This is a genomic window from Pseudomonas koreensis (assembly GCF_025447595.1).
Classification (GTDB): Bacteria; Pseudomonadota; Gammaproteobacteria; order Pseudomonadales; family Pseudomonadaceae; genus Aquipseudomonas; species Aquipseudomonas koreensis_H.
On the sequence record NZ_JAOEJU010000011.1, the window covers coordinates 109,312 to 126,519 of the forward strand.

Sequence of the window (17,208 nt, forward strand, 5' to 3'; positions counted from 1 at the left end):
AATGACTTCTGTACAGTCCCTGACCCGGTTGCCTTGCGGCAACCGGGTTCTTGATTTGGCCCGGACGCATGTCATGGGCATTCTCAATGTCACTCCCGATTCTTTTTCCGACGGTGGCCGATACAGCCAGCTCGATGCGGCCTTGCGCCATGCCGAAGCCATGGTTGCGGCGGGTGCAACGCTGATCGATGTTGGCGGCGAGTCGACCCGGCCGGGTGCGCGGGCAGTTTCTCCCTTGGAGGAGCTGGAGCGTGTCGCTCCTGTCGTGGAGCTGATCAATCGTGAGCTGGACGTGGTCATATCCGTCGATACGTCCACTCCGGCGGTCATGCGCGAAACGGCGCGGTTGGGCGCTGGCTTGATCAACGACGTTCGTTCGCTACGGCGGGATGGCGCGTTGGATGCTGCTGCTGCCACGGGATTGCCCGTGTGCCTGATGCATATGCTCGGTGAACCTGGCGATATGCAGGACTATCCGCGTTATCAGGATGTCACCCGGGAAGTGGGCGAATTTCTCGCCGAGCGCATGACTCAGTGTGAGTTGGCAGGTATTCCGGCCGAGCGGATCATTCTCGATCCGGGCTTCGGCTTCGCCAAAACCCTGCAGCACAATCTAAGCTTGTTCAAGCATATGGAAGCCTTGCATGCATTGGGGCGGCCGCTGTTGGTGGGCGTTTCGCGCAAAAGCATGATCGGACATGCATTGAATCGCCCTGTGGGTGAGCGTCTATATGGTGGTTTGGCACTGGCTGCACTGGCATCGGTGAAAGGTGCGCGTATATTGCGCGTCCATGATGTGGCGGAAACGGTGGACGTGGTGCGAATGCTCGCGGCCGTGGAATCAGCCGAATAAGAATGATGGAGCACTTATGAGCAAGAAATATTTTGGTACTGACGGCATTCGTGGTCGCGTCGGGGAATATCCGATTACTCCTGACTTCATGCTCAAGCTCGGCTGGGCTGCCGGTATGGCCTTTCGCAAGATGGGTGCCTGCAAGGTGCTGGTCGGCAAGGACACGCGGATTTCCGGCTACATGTTCGAATCGGCCCTTGAGGCTGGCCTGACATCCGCAGGTGCCGATGTGATGCTGCTGGGCCCGATGCCGACTCCGGCAATTGCCTATTTGTCGCGTACATTCCAGGCTGAGGCCGGAATCGTGATCAGTGCTTCGCACAATCCGCATGACGATAACGGCATCAAGTTTTTCTCCGGCAAGGGCACCAAGCTGCCTGATGAGCTGGAGCTGATGATTGAGGAATTGCTCGATACGCCGATGACCGTTGTCGAGTCGAGCAAGATCGGCAAGGTGTCGCGCATCAATGATGCGTCCGGTCGCTATATCGAGTTCTGCAAGAGCTCCGTGCCGACCGGCACCAGTTTCTCCGGTCTGAAGATTGTTATCGACTGCGCACACGGTGCCACTTATAAAGTTGCGCCGAGTGTTTTCCGTGAGCTGGGTGCTGAGGTCGTCGTTCTGTCGGCTCAGCCTAACGGTCTGAACATCAATGACAACTGTGGCTCCACGCACATGGGGCAATTGCAGGCGGCGGTGTTGTCCGAACATGCGGATCTGGGTATCGCCTTCGATGGCGATGGTGACCGGGTGCTGATGGTCGACCACACCGGTGCGATTGTTGATGGTGACGAGCTGCTGTACATCATTGCGCGTGATCTGCATGATCGCGACAAGTTGCAGGGTGGTGTGGTCGGTACCTTGATGAGTAACCTGGGGCTTGAGCTTGCGCTCGCGGATCTGGGTATTCCTTTTGTGCGCGCCAATGTCGGTGACCGCTATGTGATCGCCGAACTGCTGGAGCGTAACTGGCTGGTGGGTGGCGAGAATTCGGGGCATGTCGTGTGCTTCAATCACACCACCACGGGTGACGCGATCATCGCGGCTTTGCAGGTGCTGATGGCGCTGAAGACGCGTAACGAGGGGCTTGCTCAAACTCGCCAGGCGTTGCGCAAGTGTCCGCAGGTGCTGATAAACGTGCGATTCGGTGGGGGCGATAGTCCGCTGGAACACCCGGCTGTCAAGGAAGCGAGTGCTCGCGTAACGCAGGCGATGGCGGGGCGGGGGCGTGTGCTTCTGCGCAAGTCCGGAACAGAGCCTCTGGTGCGTGTGATGGTCGAAGGTGAGGACGAAACGCAGGTTCGTGGCTATGCCGAAGAACTGGCAAAACTGGTAACTGAAGTTTCTGCCTGATTCGGCTTGCCAGCCATGATTGTGTTGGGTAACATCTGCGCCCACTTTGACCGACGAGGTACAGCATGCGTCGCCCTATGGTAGCTGGTAACTGGAAGATGCACGGTACCCGCGCCAGCGTCGCTGAGCTGATCAACGGCCTTCGTCATCTGGCCTTGCCAAGCGGTGTTGATGTCGCGGTATTCCCGCCTTGCTTGTATATCAATCAAGTGATTGATGGCTTGAAAGGCAAATCGATTTCGGTCGGTGCGCAGAACTCTGCGGTGGAATCCATGCAAGGTGCGTTGACGGGCGAGATTGCGCCGAGTCAGTTGGTGGATGCAGGTTGTTCCCTGGTGCTTGTCGGGCACTCCGAACGCCGCCAGATCATGGGCGAGCGAGACGGAATGCTGAATCGCAAGTTCGCAGCGGCACAGGCATGTGGCTTGATCCCGGTGTTGTGCGTAGGGGAGACCCTGGAGCAGCGCGAAGCGGGAAAAACTCTTGAGGTTGTCGGGCGTCAGCTGGGCAGTATCATCGAGGAGCTGGGTGTAGGTGCTTTTGCCAACGCAGTGATCGCTTACGAGCCGGTCTGGGCGATTGGTACCGGGCTGACTGCAACGCCGCAGCAGGCTCAGGATGTGCATAAAGCCATTCGCGAGCAGTTGGCGGCAGAGAATTCTGAAGTGGCACGAGGTGTGCGGCTTCTATACGGCGGCAGCGTGAAGGCGGCCAATGCGGTCGAACTGTTCGGCATGCCGGATATCGATGGGGGGCTCATTGGTGGAGCTTCCCTGAATGCAGATGAGTTCGGTGCGATTTGTCGCGCCGCGGGAAACTGAAAAAATGCTGGAAACAGTCGTAGTCGTTTTTCATCTGCTGGGTGCATTGGGCGTAGTTGCTCTGGTTTTGCTGCAGCAGGGTAAAGGTGCGGATGCTGGCGCGTCTTTCGGAGCAGGTGCTTCAAATACTGTGTTCGGAAGCCAAGGTTCCTCTACCTTTCTTAGTAAGTTTACTGCTATACTTGCCGCCGGTTTCTTCATAACCAGCTTGGGGTTAGGTTACTTTGCTAAAGAGAAGGCTCATCAGCTGACTCAAGCAGGCTTGCCAAATCCGGCAGTGTTGGAAGTTCCAAAGCAACAACCGGCTTCTGATGATGTACCGGTGCTTCAAGAGCAAAAGTCGGCTTCTCCAGCGACTGACGTACCTCCAGCTCAAGAGCAGAAGTAAGAAGGGTTTCAAACGTAGTATTGCCGAGGTGGTGGAATTGGTAGACACGCAACCTTGAGGTGGTTGTGCCCATAGGGTGTAGGGGTTCGAGTCCCCTTCTCGGTACCAATTAGTCAGGAGAGCCCGCTGTTGCGGGCTTTCTTGCAGGTGGAAGGTTACATTGACCCTATAAGGGATCGGTCGTATACTTCCGCCCCAGCTTTGTCGCGGGGTGGAGCAGTCTGGTAGCTCGTCGGGCTCATAACCCGAAGGTCGTCGGTTCAAATCCGGCCCCCGCAACCAGTTTAAGGAGCCCCTTTTAAGGGGCTTTTTGTTAGCTGGACACTTTCAACGCCGCTGTTCGACGGCGTTTCAAGGATGGGCGTTTCGCCCATTTTTTTATTTTGCATAGCATGCACATACATGCACGAGGGGGTTCAGGTGTCGAGCAAGCTAGAAGAGTTGCAGGCCTTGCTGGCCCCGGTGGTCGTGGCCCTAGGCTATGAATGCTGGGGTATTGAGTTTTCGGCTCAAGGTCGGCACTCAATGTTGCGCGTTTATATCGATAAGGAAGGCGGCGTACTGGTGGACGATTGTGCCATCGTCAGCCGCCAGATCAGCGGTGTACTGGATGTTGAAGATCCAATCTCCGTTGAATACACCCTTGAAGTTTCCTCGCCAGGCATGGAACGCCCACTGTTCACTCTTGAGCAGTTTGCCAAATATGTCGGTGAACAAGTGAAGATCAAGCTGCGCTCGCCTTTTGAAGGTCGACGCAACTTTCAGGGCCTTCTGCGCGGTGTAGAAGAGCAGGATGTCGTGGTGCAGGTAGATGACCATGAGTTCCTGTTGCCGATCGATATGATCGACAAGGCCAACATTATTCCCAGTTTTGACTGAGACGCGGATCCCGCGGATCCAATGGCTTGCGAAAGGCGAGGCGTACGATGAGCAAAGAAGTACTGCTGGTTGTTGAGTCGGTATCCAATGAAAAGGGTGTACCGGCAAGCGTAATTTTTGAAGCGCTGGAGCTGGCTCTGGCCACTGCTACCAAAAAGCGTTTTGAAGACGAAGTTGATCTGCGTGTGGAAATCAACCGCCACACCGGTTCTTACGAAACTTTCCGTCGCTGGACGGTCGTCGAAGAGAATGATCTCGATGATCCGGCCATTGAAACCTGGCCGAGCAAGGTTGCTGAAACGCACCCTGGCGCCAAGGTTGGCGACGTCGTTGAAGAAAAGATCGAGTCCATCGAGTTCGGCCGCATCGCTGCACAGACCGCCAAGCAGGTCATCGTGCAGAAAGTGCGCGAGGCCGAGCGCGCTCAAGTGGTTGACGCTTATCGCGAGCGCCTGGGAGAAATCATCTCCGGCACCGTGAAGAAAGTGACCCGCGACAACGTGATCGTCGACCTGGGTAATAACGCTGAAGCGTTGCTGGCCCGTGAAGACATCATCTCTCGCGAAACCTTCCGTGTCGGCGTGCGTCTGCGTGCGCTGCTCAAGGAAATCCGCACCGAGAACCGCGGCCCTCAGCTGATCCTGTCGCGTACCGCGCCGGAAATGCTGATCGAGCTGTTCCGTATCGAAGTGCCGGAAATCGCTGAAGGCCTGATCGAAGTCATGGCCGCATCCCGTGATCCGGGTTCGCGTGCCAAGATCGCTGTCCGCTCCAAGGACAAACGCATCGACCCGCAAGGCGCGTGCATCGGTATGCGCGGTTCGCGCGTCCAGGCCGTGTCGGGCGAGTTGGGTGGCGAGCGTGTCGACATCGTCCTGTGGGACGACAACCCGGCCCAGTTCGTGATCAATGCCATGTCGCCGGCAGAAGTGGCGGCCATCATCGTTGACGAAGATGCCCATGCCATGGACATCGCCGTTGGCGCAGACAATCTGGCTCAGGCCATCGGTCGTGGTGGTCAGAACGTGCGTCTGGCGAGCCAGCTGACTGGCTGGACCCTGAACGTGATGACCGAATCGGACATCCAGGCTAAGCAACAAGCGGAAACCGGCGACATCCTGCGCAACTTCATCGACGAGCTGGAAGTCGACGAAGAGCTGGCTCAGGTGCTGGTAGACGAAGGCTTCACCAGCCTGGAAGAGATTGCCTACGTACCGTTGGAAGAAATGCTCAACATCGACGGCTTTGACGAAGACATCGTCAACGAGCTTCGCGCTCGTGCCAAGGATCGCTTGTTGACCAAAGCCATCGCTACTGAGGAAAAGCTGGCAGACGCCCATCCGGCCGAAGACCTGCTCTCGCTTGAGGGTATGGACAAGGATTTGGCGATGGAACTGGCGGTGCGCGGCGTAATTACCCGCGAAGACCTGGCCGAGCAGTCTATTGACGACCTGCTCGACATCGACGGCATTGACGATGATCGTGCCGGCAAGTTGATCATGGCCGCCCGAGCCCACTGGTTCGAGTAATTGGGCGCGGCCTGAGGAGAGAAGTGCATGACGCAAGTCACGGTGAAACAACTGGCCGATGAGGTCAAAACACCGGTAGAGCGCCTGTTGCAGCAGATGCGTGAGGCAGGTCTGCCGCACACCGCCGCCGAAGAAAATGTGACTGACAGTGAGAAGCAATCCCTGCTGACCCACTTGAAAAGCAGCCACAAGGCGAAAGTGGAAGAACCACGCAAGATCACGCTGCAGCGTAAAACCACCAGCACCCTGCGTGTGGCTGGCAGCAAAAGCATCAGCGTTGAAGTCCGCAAGAAGAAAGTTTTCGTACAGCGTAGCCCGGAAGAAATCGAAGCCGAGCGCAAGCGTGAACTGGATGAGCGTCGCGCAGTAGAAAATGCTGCCCGTCAGAAGGCTGAAGAAGAAGCCCGCGTTCGCGCCGAAGAAGAAGCGCGTCGCCAGCCTGCTGCGCCGTCCGCTCCTGCCGAAGCCGTCGCTGCACCTGCGCCAGTGGCCGAACCTGTGCGCGAAGCCGCGCCGGTTGTGGCTGCTGCGCCAGCTGCCGACACTCGCAAGCGTGACGAACAGCGCCGTCCGGACAAGCCACGTGCCGACGACAACAACCGTCGTGGCGGTGGTGATGGCGAGCGCAAAAACGCTCCGCATCGCGCATCGGTCAAGGAAAAGGCTCCGGCTCCACGTGTGGCGCCACGCACTACCGACGAAGAAAGCGATGGCTTCCGTCGCGGCGGTCGCGGCAAGGCCAAGCTGAAAAAACGCAACGCCCACGGTTTCCAGAGCCCGACCGGCCCTGTCGTGCGTGAAGTGAAGATCGGCGAAACCATCACTGTTGGCGATCTCGCTCAGCAGATGTCGGTGAAGGCTGCCGAAATCATCAAGTTCATGTTCAAACTGGGTACTCCAGCGACCATCAACCAGGTGCTTGATCAGGAAACTGCTCAACTGGTAGCCGAAGAACTGGGCCACAAAGTGACCCTGGTCAGCGACACCGCCCTGGAAGATTCCCTGGCCGAGTCCCTGAAGTTCGAAGGTGAAGCGGTTCCTCGTGCGCCGGTTGTGACCGTAATGGGTCACGTTGACCACGGTAAGACCTCGCTGCTCGACTACATCCGTCGTGCCAAGGTAGCTGCTGGCGAAGCCGGTGGTATCACCCAGCACATCGGTGCGTACCACGTTGAAACCGAACGCGGCATGGTCACCTTCCTCGACACCCCTGGTCACGCTGCGTTCACCGCCATGCGTGCCCGTGGTGCCAAGGCGACCGACATCGTGATCCTGGTGGTTGCGGCGGACGACGGCGTGATGCCACAAACCATCGAAGCCGTTCAGCACGCTGTTGCTGCTGGCGTTCCGCTGGTGGTTGCGGTGAACAAGATCGACAAGCCGGGCGCTGATCTCGATCGCATCCGTAGCGAACTGTCGGCCCACGGCGTGACCTCCGAAGAGTGGGGTGGCGACACTCCATTCGTTCCGGTTTCTGCGAAGATGGGTACCGGCGTCGACGAACTGCTTGAAGCTGTATTGCTGCAAGCCGAAGTTCTCGAACTGACTGCCACTCCATCGGCTCCTGGCCGTGGTGTCGTGGTTGAATCGCGGCTGGACAAGGGCCGTGGCCCGGTGGCGACTGTTCTGGTTCAGGACGGTACGCTGCGTCAAGGCGACATGGTGCTGGTCGGCTCGAACTATGGCCGCGTGCGTGCCATGCTCGACGAGAACGGCAAGCCGATCAAGGAAGCGGGCCCGGCCATTCCGGTCGAGATCCTCGGCCTGGACGGTACGCCTGACGCTGGTGACGAGATGAGCGTGGTTGCCGACGAGAAGAAAGCCCGTGAAGTGGCTCTGTTCCGTCAAGGCAAGTTCCGCGAGGTCAAACTGGCTCGCGCTCACGCCGGCAAGCTGGAAAACATCTTCGAAAGCATGGGTCAGGAAGAGAAGAAGACGCTCAACATCGTCCTCAAATCCGACGTCCGTGGTTCGCTGGAAGCTTTGCAGGGCGCTCTGAACGGCCTGGGCAACGACGAAGTGCAAGTGCGCGTGGTCGGTGGCGGTGTCGGTGGTATCACCGAATCCGATGCCAACCTGGCCTTGGCGTCCAACGCTGTACTGTTCGGCTTCAACGTGCGTGCCGATGCCGGCGCACGGAAGATCGTCGAGCAGGAAGGTCTGGACATGCGTTACTACAACGTGATCTACGACATCATCGAAGACGTCAAGAAAGCCCTGACCGGTATGCTTGGCAGCGACGTTCGCGAGAACATCCTCGGTGTGGCCGAAGTCCGTGACGTATTCCGTTCGCCTAAGTTCGGCGCTATCGCCGGCTGCATGGTGATCGAGGGTACTGTTCACCGTAACCGTCCGATCCGTGTACTGCGTGAAGACATCGTGATCTTCGAAGGCGAGCTGGAATCGCTGCGCCGCTTCAAGGATGACGCTTCCGAAGTCCGTGCCGGCATGGAATGCGGTATTGGCGTGAAGAGCTACAACGACGTCAAAGTCGGCGACAAGATCGAAGTCTTCGAGAAGGTTCAGGTTGCTCGCAGCCTCTGACTCGCGCACTTCAAGGGCCGCGTCGGGCCGCCGCATGCAAGTGCGCGGCACGGCGTCAGGACTCTAAACGCAACGCCCGGTCTGGCTTTTGTCAGGCCGGGCGTTTGCCGCTTTCAGACCTTGCGGGTTTCACCGCGGGGCAGTAACAGGTAACAAGTCATGGCAAAAGAATACAGCCGTACCCAACGTATCGGCGATCAGATGCAGCGTGAGCTGGCCCAACTGATCCGTCGTGAAGTCAAAGACCCGCGTGTCGGCCTGGTGACGATCACCGCAGTGGATGTCAGTCGTGACGTCGGTCACGCCAAGATCTTCATCACCGTGATGGGGCAGGACAACGCCGCAGACATCGCACAGAGCATCAAGGTGCTGAATTCGGCCGCAGGCTTCCTGCGCATGCAGCTGGCGCGTGAAATGAAGCTGCGCAGCGTGCCGCAACTGCATTTCCATTACGACGAAAGCGTCGCCCGCGGTGCACACCTGTCGGCCCTGATCGAGCGCGCCGTGGCTGAAGACAGCCAGCACGAAGCGGCCGAACCTGAAGACGCCAAGGAGTAACTCGGTGGCTCAGGTCAAACGTATCCGTCGTAACGTCAGCGGCATCATTCTGCTCGACAAGCCGCTGGGGTTCACCTCCAACGCCGCGTTGCAGAAAGTCCGCTGGCTGCTAAACGCCGAGAAGGCCGGTCACACCGGCAGCCTCGATCCCCTGGCCACCGGCGTCTTGCCGTTGTGCTTTGGCGAAGCGACCAAGTTCTCGCAGTACCTGCTCGATTCCGACAAGGGTTACGAAACCCTGGCGCAACTGGGCAAGACCACCACCACGGCAGACGCCGAAGGTGAGGTTTTGCAGGAGCGTCCGGTGACCGTTGGTCAGGCCGACATTGAAGCGGTTTTGCCGAAATTTCGTGGGCAAATCAGTCAGATACCGCCGATGTACTCTGCTCTCAAGCGTGATGGCCAGCCGCTGTACAAGTTGGCCCGTGCAGGCGAAGTAGTGGAGCGCGAACCGCGTTCTGTTACTATTGCGCGCTTGGAATTGCTGGCCTTCGAAGGCGATACTGCACGTCTTGCGGTGGATTGCAGCAAGGGCACCTATATTCGCACCCTCGTGGAGGATATCGGTGAGCAACTCGGTTGTGGTGCATACGTCGCTGAACTGCGTCGTACCCAGGCCGGGCCTTTCACCCTGGCGCAGACCGTGACCCTCGAAGAGCTGGAAGCGGTACATGCCGAAGGCGGCAACGAAGCGGTCGACCGCTTCCTGATGCCATCGGACAGCGGCCTGCAGGATTGGCCGTTGCTGCAGTTCTCGGAAGCGAGCGCGTTCTACTGGCTCAACGGCCAGCCGGTACGTGCCCCGGATGCTCCGAAGTTCGGCATGGTGCGGGTACAGGATCACAACGGTCGCTTCATCGGTATCGGTGAAGTGAGCGAAGACGGGCGCATCGCGCCGCGTCGACTGATTCGGTCAGAATGACCGGAAACCGGTCTGTGTAACAGCAGGCCGGCGAGTGTGGCTGTCAACAGGCACGGTCACTACTCATTTATAGATACAGGGATTTGTCCCTGGCCTGTTGAAACTGTTTTTGAAACAGTTTCCTGATAAAAGGATTGCCTCATGGCTCTCGACGTTCAAGAAAAAGCTCAAATCGTTGCCGACTACCAGCAAGCTGTTGGTGACACTGGTTCGCCAGAAGTGCAAGTTGCACTGCTGACCGCCAACATCAACAAACTGCAAGGTCACTTCAAGGCCAACGGTAAAGACCACCACTCCCGTCGTGGTCTGATCCGCATGGTTAACCAGCGTCGCAAGCTGCTGGACTACCTGAAAGGCAAGGACGTGAGCCGTTACAGCGCTCTGATCGCTCGCCTGGGTCTGCGTCGCTAATCAGCGATTGCGCTATGAGGTTGGTTGTCTGTCAGACGTCAGCGGGTTTCCGCCGGCGTCCGGCAGGCTCCCAGCCTCAAGTTTTATCTGGATGCACGTTTTACCCTGGACAGGCGTCGGGCCGATTCCCGGCATTGCCCAAGAATTTCGCAAGAAACCAGTTCCCCCAAGAGCCACAAAGAAGGTAGGACACCGTGAACCCGGTAATCAAAAAATTCCAGTTCGGTCAGTCGACCGTTACCCTCGAGACTGGCCGTATCGCCCGTCAGGCCTCCGGCGCAGTATTGGTCACCGTTGACGACGACGTCAGCGTATTGGTGACCGTAGTTGGTGCCAAGCAGGCCGATCCGGGCAAGGGCTTCTTCCCTCTGTCCGTTCACTACCAGGAAAAGACTTACGCTGCCGGCAAGATTCCTGGCGGTTTCTTCAAGCGTGAAGGCCGTCCTTCCGAGAAAGAAACCCTGACTTCCCGACTGATCGACCGTCCGATCCGTCCGCTGTTCCCGGAAGGTTTCATGAACGAAGTGCAGGTTGTCTGCACCGTCGTGTCCACCAGCAAGAAGACCGATCCGGACATCGCTGCGATGATCGGTACCTCGGCAGCCCTGGCGATCTCCGGCATTCCGTTCGACGGCCCGATCGGCGCCGCTCGCGTTGCTTTCCACGAAAGCACCGGCTACCTGCTGAACCCGACCTACGAGCAGCAAGCTGCCTCGAGCCTGGACATGGTCGTTGCCGGTACTTCGGACGCCGTACTGATGGTTGAATCGGAAGCCAAAGAGCTGACCGAAGACCAGATGCTGGGCGCAGTACTGTTTGCACACGACGAGTTCCAGGTCGTGATCAACGCCGTTAAAGAACTGGCTGCCGAAGCCGCCAAGCCAACCTGGACCTGGGCACCAGCTCCAGAAGCCACCGAGCTGCTGGGCGCTATCCGTTCCGAGTTCGGCGAAGCGATCTCCCAGGCTTACACCATCACCATCAAGGCCGACCGTTATGCGCGTCTGGGCGAGCTGCGTGACCAGGTGGTTGCCAAGCTGTCCGGTGAAGAAGGCCAGCCTTCGGCTTCCGACGTCAAAGCTGCTTTCGGCGAAATCGAATACCGCACCGTTCGCGAAAACATCGTTAACGGCAAGCCACGTATCGACGGTCGCGACACTCGCACCGTACGTCCGCTGAACATCGAAGTCGGCGTTCTGCCGAAGACTCACGGTTCGGCACTGTTCACCCGTGGTGAAACCCAGGCTCTGGTCGTTGCAACTCTGGGCACTGCCCGTGACGCACAACTGCTGGATACTCTGGAAGGCGAGAAAAAAGACCCGTTCATGCTGCACTACAACTTCCCTCCGTTCTCGGTGGGCGAGTGTGGTCGCATGGGTGGCGCCGGTCGTCGCGAAATCGGTCACGGCCGTCTGGCTCGTCGCTCGGTTTCGGCCATGCTGCCAGCCGCTGACGTGTTCCCGTACACCATCCGTGTGGTATCGGAAATCACCGAATCCAACGGTTCGAGCTCGATGGCTTCCGTTTGCGGCGCTTCCCTGGCCCTGATGGACGCTGGTGTTCCGATGAAGGCACCGGTTGCCGGTATCGCCATGGGTCTGGTTAAAGAAGGCGAGAAGTTCGCTGTCCTGACCGACATCCTGGGTGACGAAGACCACCTGGGCGACATGGACTTCAAAGTAGCCGGTACCGCCAAAGGTGTGACCGCGCTGCAGATGGACATCAAGATCAAGGGCATCACCGAAGAGATCATGGAAATCGCTCTGGGCCAGGCCCTGGAAGCGCGCCTGAACATCCTCGGTCAGATGAACCAGATCATCGGCCAGTCGCGTACCGAACTGTCGGCCAACGCACCGACCATGATCGCGATGAAGATCGACACCGACAAGATCCGTGATGTTATCGGTAAAGGCGGCGCGACCATCCGTGCAATCTGCGAAGAAACCAAGGCTTCGATCGACATCGAAGACGACGGTTCGATCAAGATCTTCGGTGAAACCAAGGAAGCTGCAGAAGCTGCGCGTCAGCGCGTTCTGGGTATCACCGCAGAGGCCGAGATCGGCAAGATCTACGTCGGCAAGGTTGAGCGCATCGTCGACTTCGGCGCATTCGTCAACATCCTGCCGGGCAAGGACGGTCTGGTTCACATCTCGATGCTGAGCGACGCTCGCGTAGAGAAAGTGACCGACATTCTGAAAGAAGGCCAGGAAGTGGAAGTGCTGGTACTGGACGTGGACAACCGCGGCCGTATCAAGCTGTCCATCAAAGACGTGGCAGCGGCCAAGGCTTCGGGCGTTTAATCACCCCGTCGCTTTAGCGCAATGAAAATGCCCCGCCGTGAAAACGGCGGGGCATTTTTTTGTCCGTGAAATATCGAGTCATTCGGCGAAGTTGCCGACCTGCAAGACCAGTGCTAGGTTTAGCCCACCGCCCGTGTAGCTCAGTCGGTAGAGCAGCGCACTCGTAACGCGAAGGTCGCAGGTTCGATTCCTGTCTCGGGCACCACTTCCCCTTATTTGACCTTGCGGCTCAACTCCTCGACGGTGCGCTTGAGCTGATCCATCGCGCGATCCTGATCGTTGAGCTTCTGCTTCAGGCTGGAGATTTCGCTGTTGTTCGAACTGGAGCTGGAGCCGCTGTTGCGCTTGAGGTCTTCGACCTGCCGCCCGAGCGTATCGAGTTGGCGATCCTGTTCCTTGACCTTGTTCTTCAGATCTTCAATTTCCCTGCCGCTGGAACTCGAGCTGGAACCGCTGCTGCGCTTGAACTCTTCGATCTGACGCGACTGCTCGTTGATGGTGTCGCGCATCTTTTTCAGTTCCTCGACACCGACGCCGCTCTTGATGACTACGTCTTTGCCGAAATCGTTGTGAATGGCGGAGATCTGGTCGCCATAGGAAGGGCTGCTGCTACTCAGTTCAACTGCCATTGCGCTGGCTGGCAGGGCCAGGGTGCCCAGCAGGGCGGTCAAAGCGGTGGCGGACACAACAGAAGAAATCTTCGAAATGCTGCGCATCACTGGGTTTCCTTGTGAACAGCGAAGGTGAGTGCCGATATGGCACATCGCTATGACTTGGAAATCCGGATTATGTTCCGCAGGTCAACTTTTTGTGGGAGAGATGTAAAGTCCCGTGTTATTCGCTCGCCAAACGTCCTATATTCGTTGTCTGCATGAGCATCGCCCAGCAGTTTTCAGATGATCCCGAATGGTTCCGAAGGCCGGACAGTCCGCGTCAGAGAGATCCTTGATGATCCACATCCATCTTCCATTCTTATGATCAGCGAGAACGCCATGACCGAGTTAACTCAAGAACAACGCCACGAACAAGCGCTGGAAAAGTACAAGCTTGATGCGCCTGAGCTAATGGACGAGATCAAGGATCTCAGTCCCGATGATCAGAAGGATCAGATCCAGTGGGCGTTCGAAGACGAAGCGGAAGCTCAGGGCCTGCAACCTTGGGAATTGACCCTCAAGTACACCAGCACGCCTGAGGAGTTCGAAGCCAAGCGTCTGGAACTGCACAAGGAAGCGGCTGAAGTGTTGGGTGTCGAGTGGGATGAATACTGCGAGATGAACAATCTGGTGGTCTGAAACAAAAACGCCAGCCTCGAAAGGGCTGGCGTTTTTTATTGCGTGATCGACTCAGATGCTCAGGCGCATCGACAAGTCCACGGCCTTCACATCTTTGGTCATGGCGCCGATCGAGATGTAGTCCACCCCGGTCTGTGCGATCGGCAGCAACGTGCTTTCGTTGATGCCGCCACTGGCTTCCAGTTTTGCCTTGCCGCCGTTCAGGCGCACGGCTTCGCGCATGTCATCGAGGCTCAGTTCGTCGAGCATGATGATGTCGGCACCGGCGGCCAGCGCCTCCTTCAGCTCTTCCAGACTTTCCACTTCGATTTCCACCGGTTTGCCCGGGGCAATCTTGTGCGCGGCGGCAATCGCCTGCGGGATGCCACCGCTGGCGGCGATGTGGTTTTCCTTGATCAGGAACGCGTCGTACAGACCGATGCGATGGTTATGGCAACCGCCGCAGGTGACCGCGTATTTCTGCGCCAGACGCAGGCCCGGCAGGGTCTTGCGGGTGTCGAGCAGTTTCACCGAGGTCTCGGCAACGAAGTCCGCCAGGTACTGTGAGCGAGTCGCCACGCCCGACAGCAATTGCAGGAAGTTCAGCGCGCTACGTTCACCGGTCAGCAGCGAGCGGGCAGGGCCTTCCAGATGAAACAGCGGCTGATTGGGCGAAACCCGCTCTCCATCGCGCACCTGCCAGTGGACCGCCACCCGTGGGTCGAGCTGGCGGAACACCGCATCGACCCAGGCCGTGCCACTGATGACGGCGGCGTCGCGGGTGATGATGGTGGCTTTGGCCAGGCGTTCGGCCGGGATCAGTTGCGCGGTGATGTCGCCGCTGCCGATGTCTTCGAGCAACGCACGGCGCACGTTGGCTTCGATTTCGGCGGTCAAATCGGCGAGACGTAGATTCGGCATAACGGGCTCCACAAACTAAGTGGCCCGATTATAGGGGCATGGCGTCGGCCAACCCAAGGCGAGAACGGCCACGCAGCGCTGCATCCGGTCGATTTTCTTTGAGCAAACCCGATTCTGTCGTGGTCACTGCAAGGTGTCGGCGCATAGGGGAAACCCTGACAGCTCTGGCGCCGGGGACATCTTTTGCAAGATAATCCGCCTTGCATTTGACGCCATGACTTTGACGTCGGCAAATCACCGTTTCAGGAGGCTTGGATGCACAACGACGGGAATGTAGTGCCTCTGCACAAGGCCACTACCGATCAGGCGACTCACTCGCCGCTCGCCCGCCTGCCTGTGATTCTGCTTCAGGTTCGCGACAAGGCTGCACAGCGCCTGCGCAACGGTCTGCAGGAACTGTTCGATAACGCCGACGACACCCTGTTCGAAATGGCCGATCGGGCACGCAACGACGTCGAACAGAACATCTTTTTCGAAGCCATGCGCGACCTGCGCCTCAAGCGCAAGAACATCGAGCGCGGTTTTCTCGAGCAGTTCTTCGAGGCCTTTGTCGGCCTGACTCAATTCGATCCCGTCCCCACCGTCCTTTCTCATGCTCTGCAGTATGAGGACACCACCGCGCGCACCGATGACATGGAGCGCAGCGTCGCGATCGAGACCATGGTCGGCCGCGTACTGAATCGCGACGGGTTCGCCCTGGATCAACTGACCGCGCGATTCAATGCGCTGTTGGGCAAGACCCTGGACGATCAATACAACCCGCTGGGCCCGGCGATGCTCTGCGAGTACTTCCTGCAGGCCGGGCGCAATCTGGGGGTGGAGATCAAGGTCAAACTGATCCTGCTCAAACTGTTCGAGCGGTATGTGCTGGCCGATACCGATCAACTCTACGCCGAAGCCAATCAACTGCTGATCGCCACGGGCGTGTTGCCCGAGCTCAAGCCGGCACCGGCCCGTCGCGCCATCGATCAAGCCGTGGCCAGCGTGCAGAGCGAATTCGAGGGCGTCGACAAAACCCAGACGGATGCGGGCGTGCAGGAGGTCTTCGCCGCGTTGCAGGAGTTGCTGCTGAACGTGCGCGGCACGGTCGCGCCGACCCTTGAACCCAGCGCCCCGGCCCAGCCGATTTCCACCCGCGACCTGTTGCGCCTGCTCTCGCACCTGCAGCAATACGTGCCGGCGCTGGCGGTGCAGGACGACTTCGACCTGCGCCATCAGCTTGAACAGTTGCTGACCCGGGTCAGCGTGCGCAGCGGCAAATCACGAATCGTCGGCGAGGCTGACGAGGACGTGATCAATCTGGTGGCCATGGTTTTCGACTGCATTCTCGACGACCACAATCTGCCGGATTCGCTCAAGGCGTTGATCGCCCGGTTGCAGATCCCGATGTTGAAAGTCGCGGTGATCGACAAAAGCTTCTTCAGCCGCAGCAGCCACCCGGCGCGTCGCCTGCTCAATGAAATCGCCGAAGCGGCGATGGGCTGGGGCGAGTGCGACGGCAATGCGCGCGACAGCCTGTACCTGCGCATCGAGCAAGTGGTGCAGCGCCTGCTGACGGATTTCGTCGATGACCCGGCCATTTTTTCCGAGTTGCTGGCGGACTTCCTCGCGTTCACCAGTGACGAGCGCCGTCGCAGCGAATTGCTTGAACAGCGTTTGCGCGATGCCGAAGAGGGGCGTGCGAAAACCGAACTGGCCCGCCAGCGGGTCGAGCAGGCGTTGAATCAGGCGTTGCTGGGCAAAGTCCTGCCGCCGGCGGTGGTGACGTTCGTGCAGGAGGCCTGGAGCAAGGTGTTGCTGCTGACCTGCCTCAAACACGGCGATCAGTCTGCCGAATGGCAGGCCGACGTGCAGACCATGGAGCAATTGATCTGGAGCGTGCAGCGCCACCACGACGCCGAGGCCGGTCTGCGTCTGCTGGCGCTGGTGCCGGGGTTGCTCAAGTCATTGCGCGATGGCCTGAGCAGTTCGGCCTTCGATCCGTTTGCCACCAGCGGCTTTTTCAGTGAGCTGGAAGCGCTGCATGTACGCCTGCTCGAACCGTCCAGCGAGCCGGATCAGACCGCGTTGCCGGAAATGATCGAGGTGTCGCAGGCGATTGTCTTGCAGATGGCCGACGACGGTCTCCAGCCTCGCACGCCGGCGCGTTTGCCGGCCGACGACGCAGGTTTGCGTCAGGTCGATCAGTTGCGCCTGGGCAGTTGGGTGGCGTTCGAAGAAGACGAAGAACACACCCTGCGCTGCAAGCTGGCGGCGATCATCGAGGCCACCAACAAGTACGTGTTCGTCGACCGCACCGGGATGAAGGTGCTGGAGCGCGACCGCACGGAACTGGCCCTGGCGTTTCGTCGCGGTGCGGTGCGGGCGTTGGACGACACCTTGCTGTTCGACCGGGCGCTGGAGTCGGTGCTCGGCAATCTGCGGCGGCTCAATCGCGGCAAGTGATCGCGCGCCGGG

Annotated in this window: 15 protein-coding genes and 3 tRNA genes; 16 read left to right on the top strand and 2 right to left on the bottom strand. The window is 58.8% G+C overall.

The genetic code is table 11. The features are described 5' to 3' along the window. Nucleotide 1 precedes the first annotated feature (1 nt). The 14 genes from folP to N8H71_RS15460 all read left to right on the top strand — a co-directional run bounded on the left by folP (nt 2) and on the right by N8H71_RS15460 (nt 12,764). A complete protein-coding gene (gene folP, locus N8H71_RS15395; protein WP_262194652.1) occupies nt 2-853 on the top strand; it encodes a dihydropteroate synthase in 852 nt (283 codons plus the stop codon). Between the two features lie 16 nt (nt 854-869). Continuing rightward, nucleotides 870-2,207 carry a phosphoglucosamine mutase gene (gene glmM, locus N8H71_RS15400; RefSeq protein WP_262194653.1) on the top strand — a complete coding sequence of 446 codons (1,338 nt, stop codon included), beginning with the start codon at nt 870-872 and terminating at the stop codon, nt 2,205-2,207. A 65-nt stretch (nt 2,208-2,272) separates the two neighbouring features. Further along, nucleotides 2,273-3,028 (top strand): triose-phosphate isomerase, encoded by a 756-nt coding sequence (gene tpiA, locus N8H71_RS15405; RefSeq protein ID WP_007953744.1) that lies wholly within the window; start codon nt 2,273-2,275, stop codon nt 3,026-3,028. A gap of 4 nt (nt 3,029-3,032) precedes the next feature. Further along, nucleotides 3,033-3,416 (top strand): preprotein translocase subunit SecG, encoded by a 384-nt coding sequence (gene secG / locus N8H71_RS15410; protein WP_262194687.1) that lies wholly within the window; start codon nt 3,033-3,035, stop codon nt 3,414-3,416. Between the two features lie 22 nt (nt 3,417-3,438). Beyond that, nucleotides 3,439-3,524, top strand: a tRNA-Leu gene (locus N8H71_RS15415). Nucleotides 3,525-3,621: 97 nt separating this feature from the next. Beyond that, nucleotides 3,622-3,698, top strand: a tRNA-Met gene (locus N8H71_RS15420). 138 nt (nt 3,699-3,836) lie between these two features. After that, complete coding sequence (gene rimP / locus N8H71_RS15425; protein ID WP_039769696.1) at nt 3,837-4,295, top strand: ribosome maturation factor RimP; 459 nt, start codon at nt 3,837-3,839, stop codon at nt 4,293-4,295. A gap of 47 nt (nt 4,296-4,342) precedes the next feature. Next, nucleotides 4,343-5,824 (top strand): transcription termination factor NusA, encoded by a 1,482-nt coding sequence (gene nusA, locus N8H71_RS15430; RefSeq protein ID WP_003221546.1) that lies wholly within the window; start codon nt 4,343-4,345, stop codon nt 5,822-5,824. Nucleotides 5,825-5,851: 27 nt separating this feature from the next. After that, nucleotides 5,852-8,368 carry a translation initiation factor IF-2 gene (infB, locus tag N8H71_RS15435; RefSeq protein WP_262194654.1) on the top strand — a complete coding sequence of 839 codons (2,517 nt, stop codon included), beginning with the start codon at nt 5,852-5,854 and terminating at the stop codon, nt 8,366-8,368. A 159-nt stretch (nt 8,369-8,527) separates the two neighbouring features. Continuing rightward, nucleotides 8,528-8,926, top strand: coding sequence for a 30S ribosome-binding factor RbfA (gene rbfA / locus N8H71_RS15440; RefSeq protein WP_262194655.1), 399 nt, complete (start codon nt 8,528-8,530; stop codon nt 8,924-8,926). A gap of 4 nt (nt 8,927-8,930) precedes the next feature. Beyond that, on the top strand, nt 8,931-9,848 hold the full coding sequence (gene truB, locus N8H71_RS15445; protein ID WP_007953739.1) for a tRNA pseudouridine(55) synthase TruB: 918 nt from the start codon (nt 8,931-8,933) through the stop codon (nt 9,846-9,848). A gap of 141 nt (nt 9,849-9,989) precedes the next feature. Further along, nucleotides 9,990-10,259 carry a 30S ribosomal protein S15 gene (rpsO, locus tag N8H71_RS15450; RefSeq protein ID WP_011332409.1) on the top strand — a complete coding sequence of 90 codons (270 nt, stop codon included), beginning with the start codon at nt 9,990-9,992 and terminating at the stop codon, nt 10,257-10,259. 194 nt (nt 10,260-10,453) lie between these two features. Beyond that, nucleotides 10,454-12,559 carry a polyribonucleotide nucleotidyltransferase gene (gene pnp, locus N8H71_RS15455; protein ID WP_262194656.1) on the top strand — a complete coding sequence of 702 codons (2,106 nt, stop codon included), beginning with the start codon at nt 10,454-10,456 and terminating at the stop codon, nt 12,557-12,559. A gap of 129 nt (nt 12,560-12,688) precedes the next feature. After that, nucleotides 12,689-12,764 (top strand) — tRNA-Thr (locus N8H71_RS15460). A 7-nt stretch (nt 12,765-12,771) separates the two neighbouring features. On the opposite strand, the gene N8H71_RS15465 is transcribed toward N8H71_RS15460, so the two are convergent. Then, nucleotides 12,772-13,275 carry a hypothetical protein gene (locus tag N8H71_RS15465; protein ID WP_262194658.1) on the bottom strand — a complete coding sequence of 168 codons (504 nt, stop codon included), beginning with the start codon at nt 13,273-13,275 and terminating at the stop codon, nt 12,772-12,774. Between the two features lie 276 nt (nt 13,276-13,551). Here N8H71_RS15465 and N8H71_RS15470 point away from each other — a divergent pair, with 276 nt between their 5' ends. Beyond that, a complete protein-coding gene (locus N8H71_RS15470) occupies nt 13,552-13,851 on the top strand; it encodes a DUF6388 family protein (RefSeq protein WP_085685841.1) in 300 nt (99 codons plus the stop codon). A gap of 51 nt (nt 13,852-13,902) precedes the next feature. On the opposite strand, the gene nadC is transcribed toward N8H71_RS15470, so the two are convergent. After that, a complete protein-coding gene (gene nadC, locus N8H71_RS15475; protein WP_262194659.1) occupies nt 13,903-14,751 on the bottom strand; it encodes a carboxylating nicotinate-nucleotide diphosphorylase in 849 nt (282 codons plus the stop codon). Nucleotides 14,752-15,006: 255 nt separating this feature from the next. Here nadC and N8H71_RS15480 point away from each other — a divergent pair, with 255 nt between their 5' ends. Then, the gene (locus tag N8H71_RS15480) at nt 15,007-17,196 is read left to right on the top strand and encodes a DUF1631 domain-containing protein (protein ID WP_262194660.1); all 2,190 of its coding nucleotides are present in this window, start codon (nt 15,007-15,009) and stop codon (nt 17,194-17,196) included. Nucleotides 17,197-17,208 lie beyond the last annotated feature (12 nt).

Bases quoted from the DNA above. Each gene is read 5' to 3' on its own strand.
- folP (WP_262194652.1), top strand. From the start codon at position 2: ATGACTTCTGTACAGTCCCTGACCCGGTTGCCTTGCGGCAACCGGGTT.
- glmM (WP_262194653.1), top strand. From the start codon at position 870: ATGAGCAAGAAATATTTTGGTACTGACGGCATTCGTGGTCGCGTCGGG.
- tpiA (WP_007953744.1), top strand. From the start codon at position 2,273: ATGCGTCGCCCTATGGTAGCTGGTAACTGGAAGATGCACGGTACCCGC.
- secG (WP_262194687.1), top strand. From the start codon at position 3,033: ATGCTGGAAACAGTCGTAGTCGTTTTTCATCTGCTGGGTGCATTGGGC.
- nusA (WP_003221546.1), top strand. From the start codon at position 4,343: ATGAGCAAAGAAGTACTGCTGGTTGTTGAGTCGGTATCCAATGAAAAG.
- infB (WP_262194654.1), top strand. From the start codon at position 5,852: ATGACGCAAGTCACGGTGAAACAACTGGCCGATGAGGTCAAAACACCG.
- rbfA (WP_262194655.1), top strand. From the start codon at position 8,528: ATGGCAAAAGAATACAGCCGTACCCAACGTATCGGCGATCAGATGCAG.
- rpsO (WP_011332409.1), top strand. From the start codon at position 9,990: ATGGCTCTCGACGTTCAAGAAAAAGCTCAAATCGTTGCCGACTACCAG.
- N8H71_RS15465 (WP_262194658.1), bottom strand. From the start codon at position 13,275: ATGCGCAGCATTTCGAAGATTTCTTCTGTTGTGTCCGCCACCGCTTTG.
- N8H71_RS15470 (WP_085685841.1), top strand. From the start codon at position 13,552: ATGACCGAGTTAACTCAAGAACAACGCCACGAACAAGCGCTGGAAAAG.
- nadC (WP_262194659.1), bottom strand. From the start codon at position 14,751: ATGCCGAATCTACGTCTCGCCGATTTGACCGCCGAAATCGAAGCCAAC.
- N8H71_RS15480 (WP_262194660.1), top strand. From the start codon at position 15,007: ATGCACAACGACGGGAATGTAGTGCCTCTGCACAAGGCCACTACCGAT.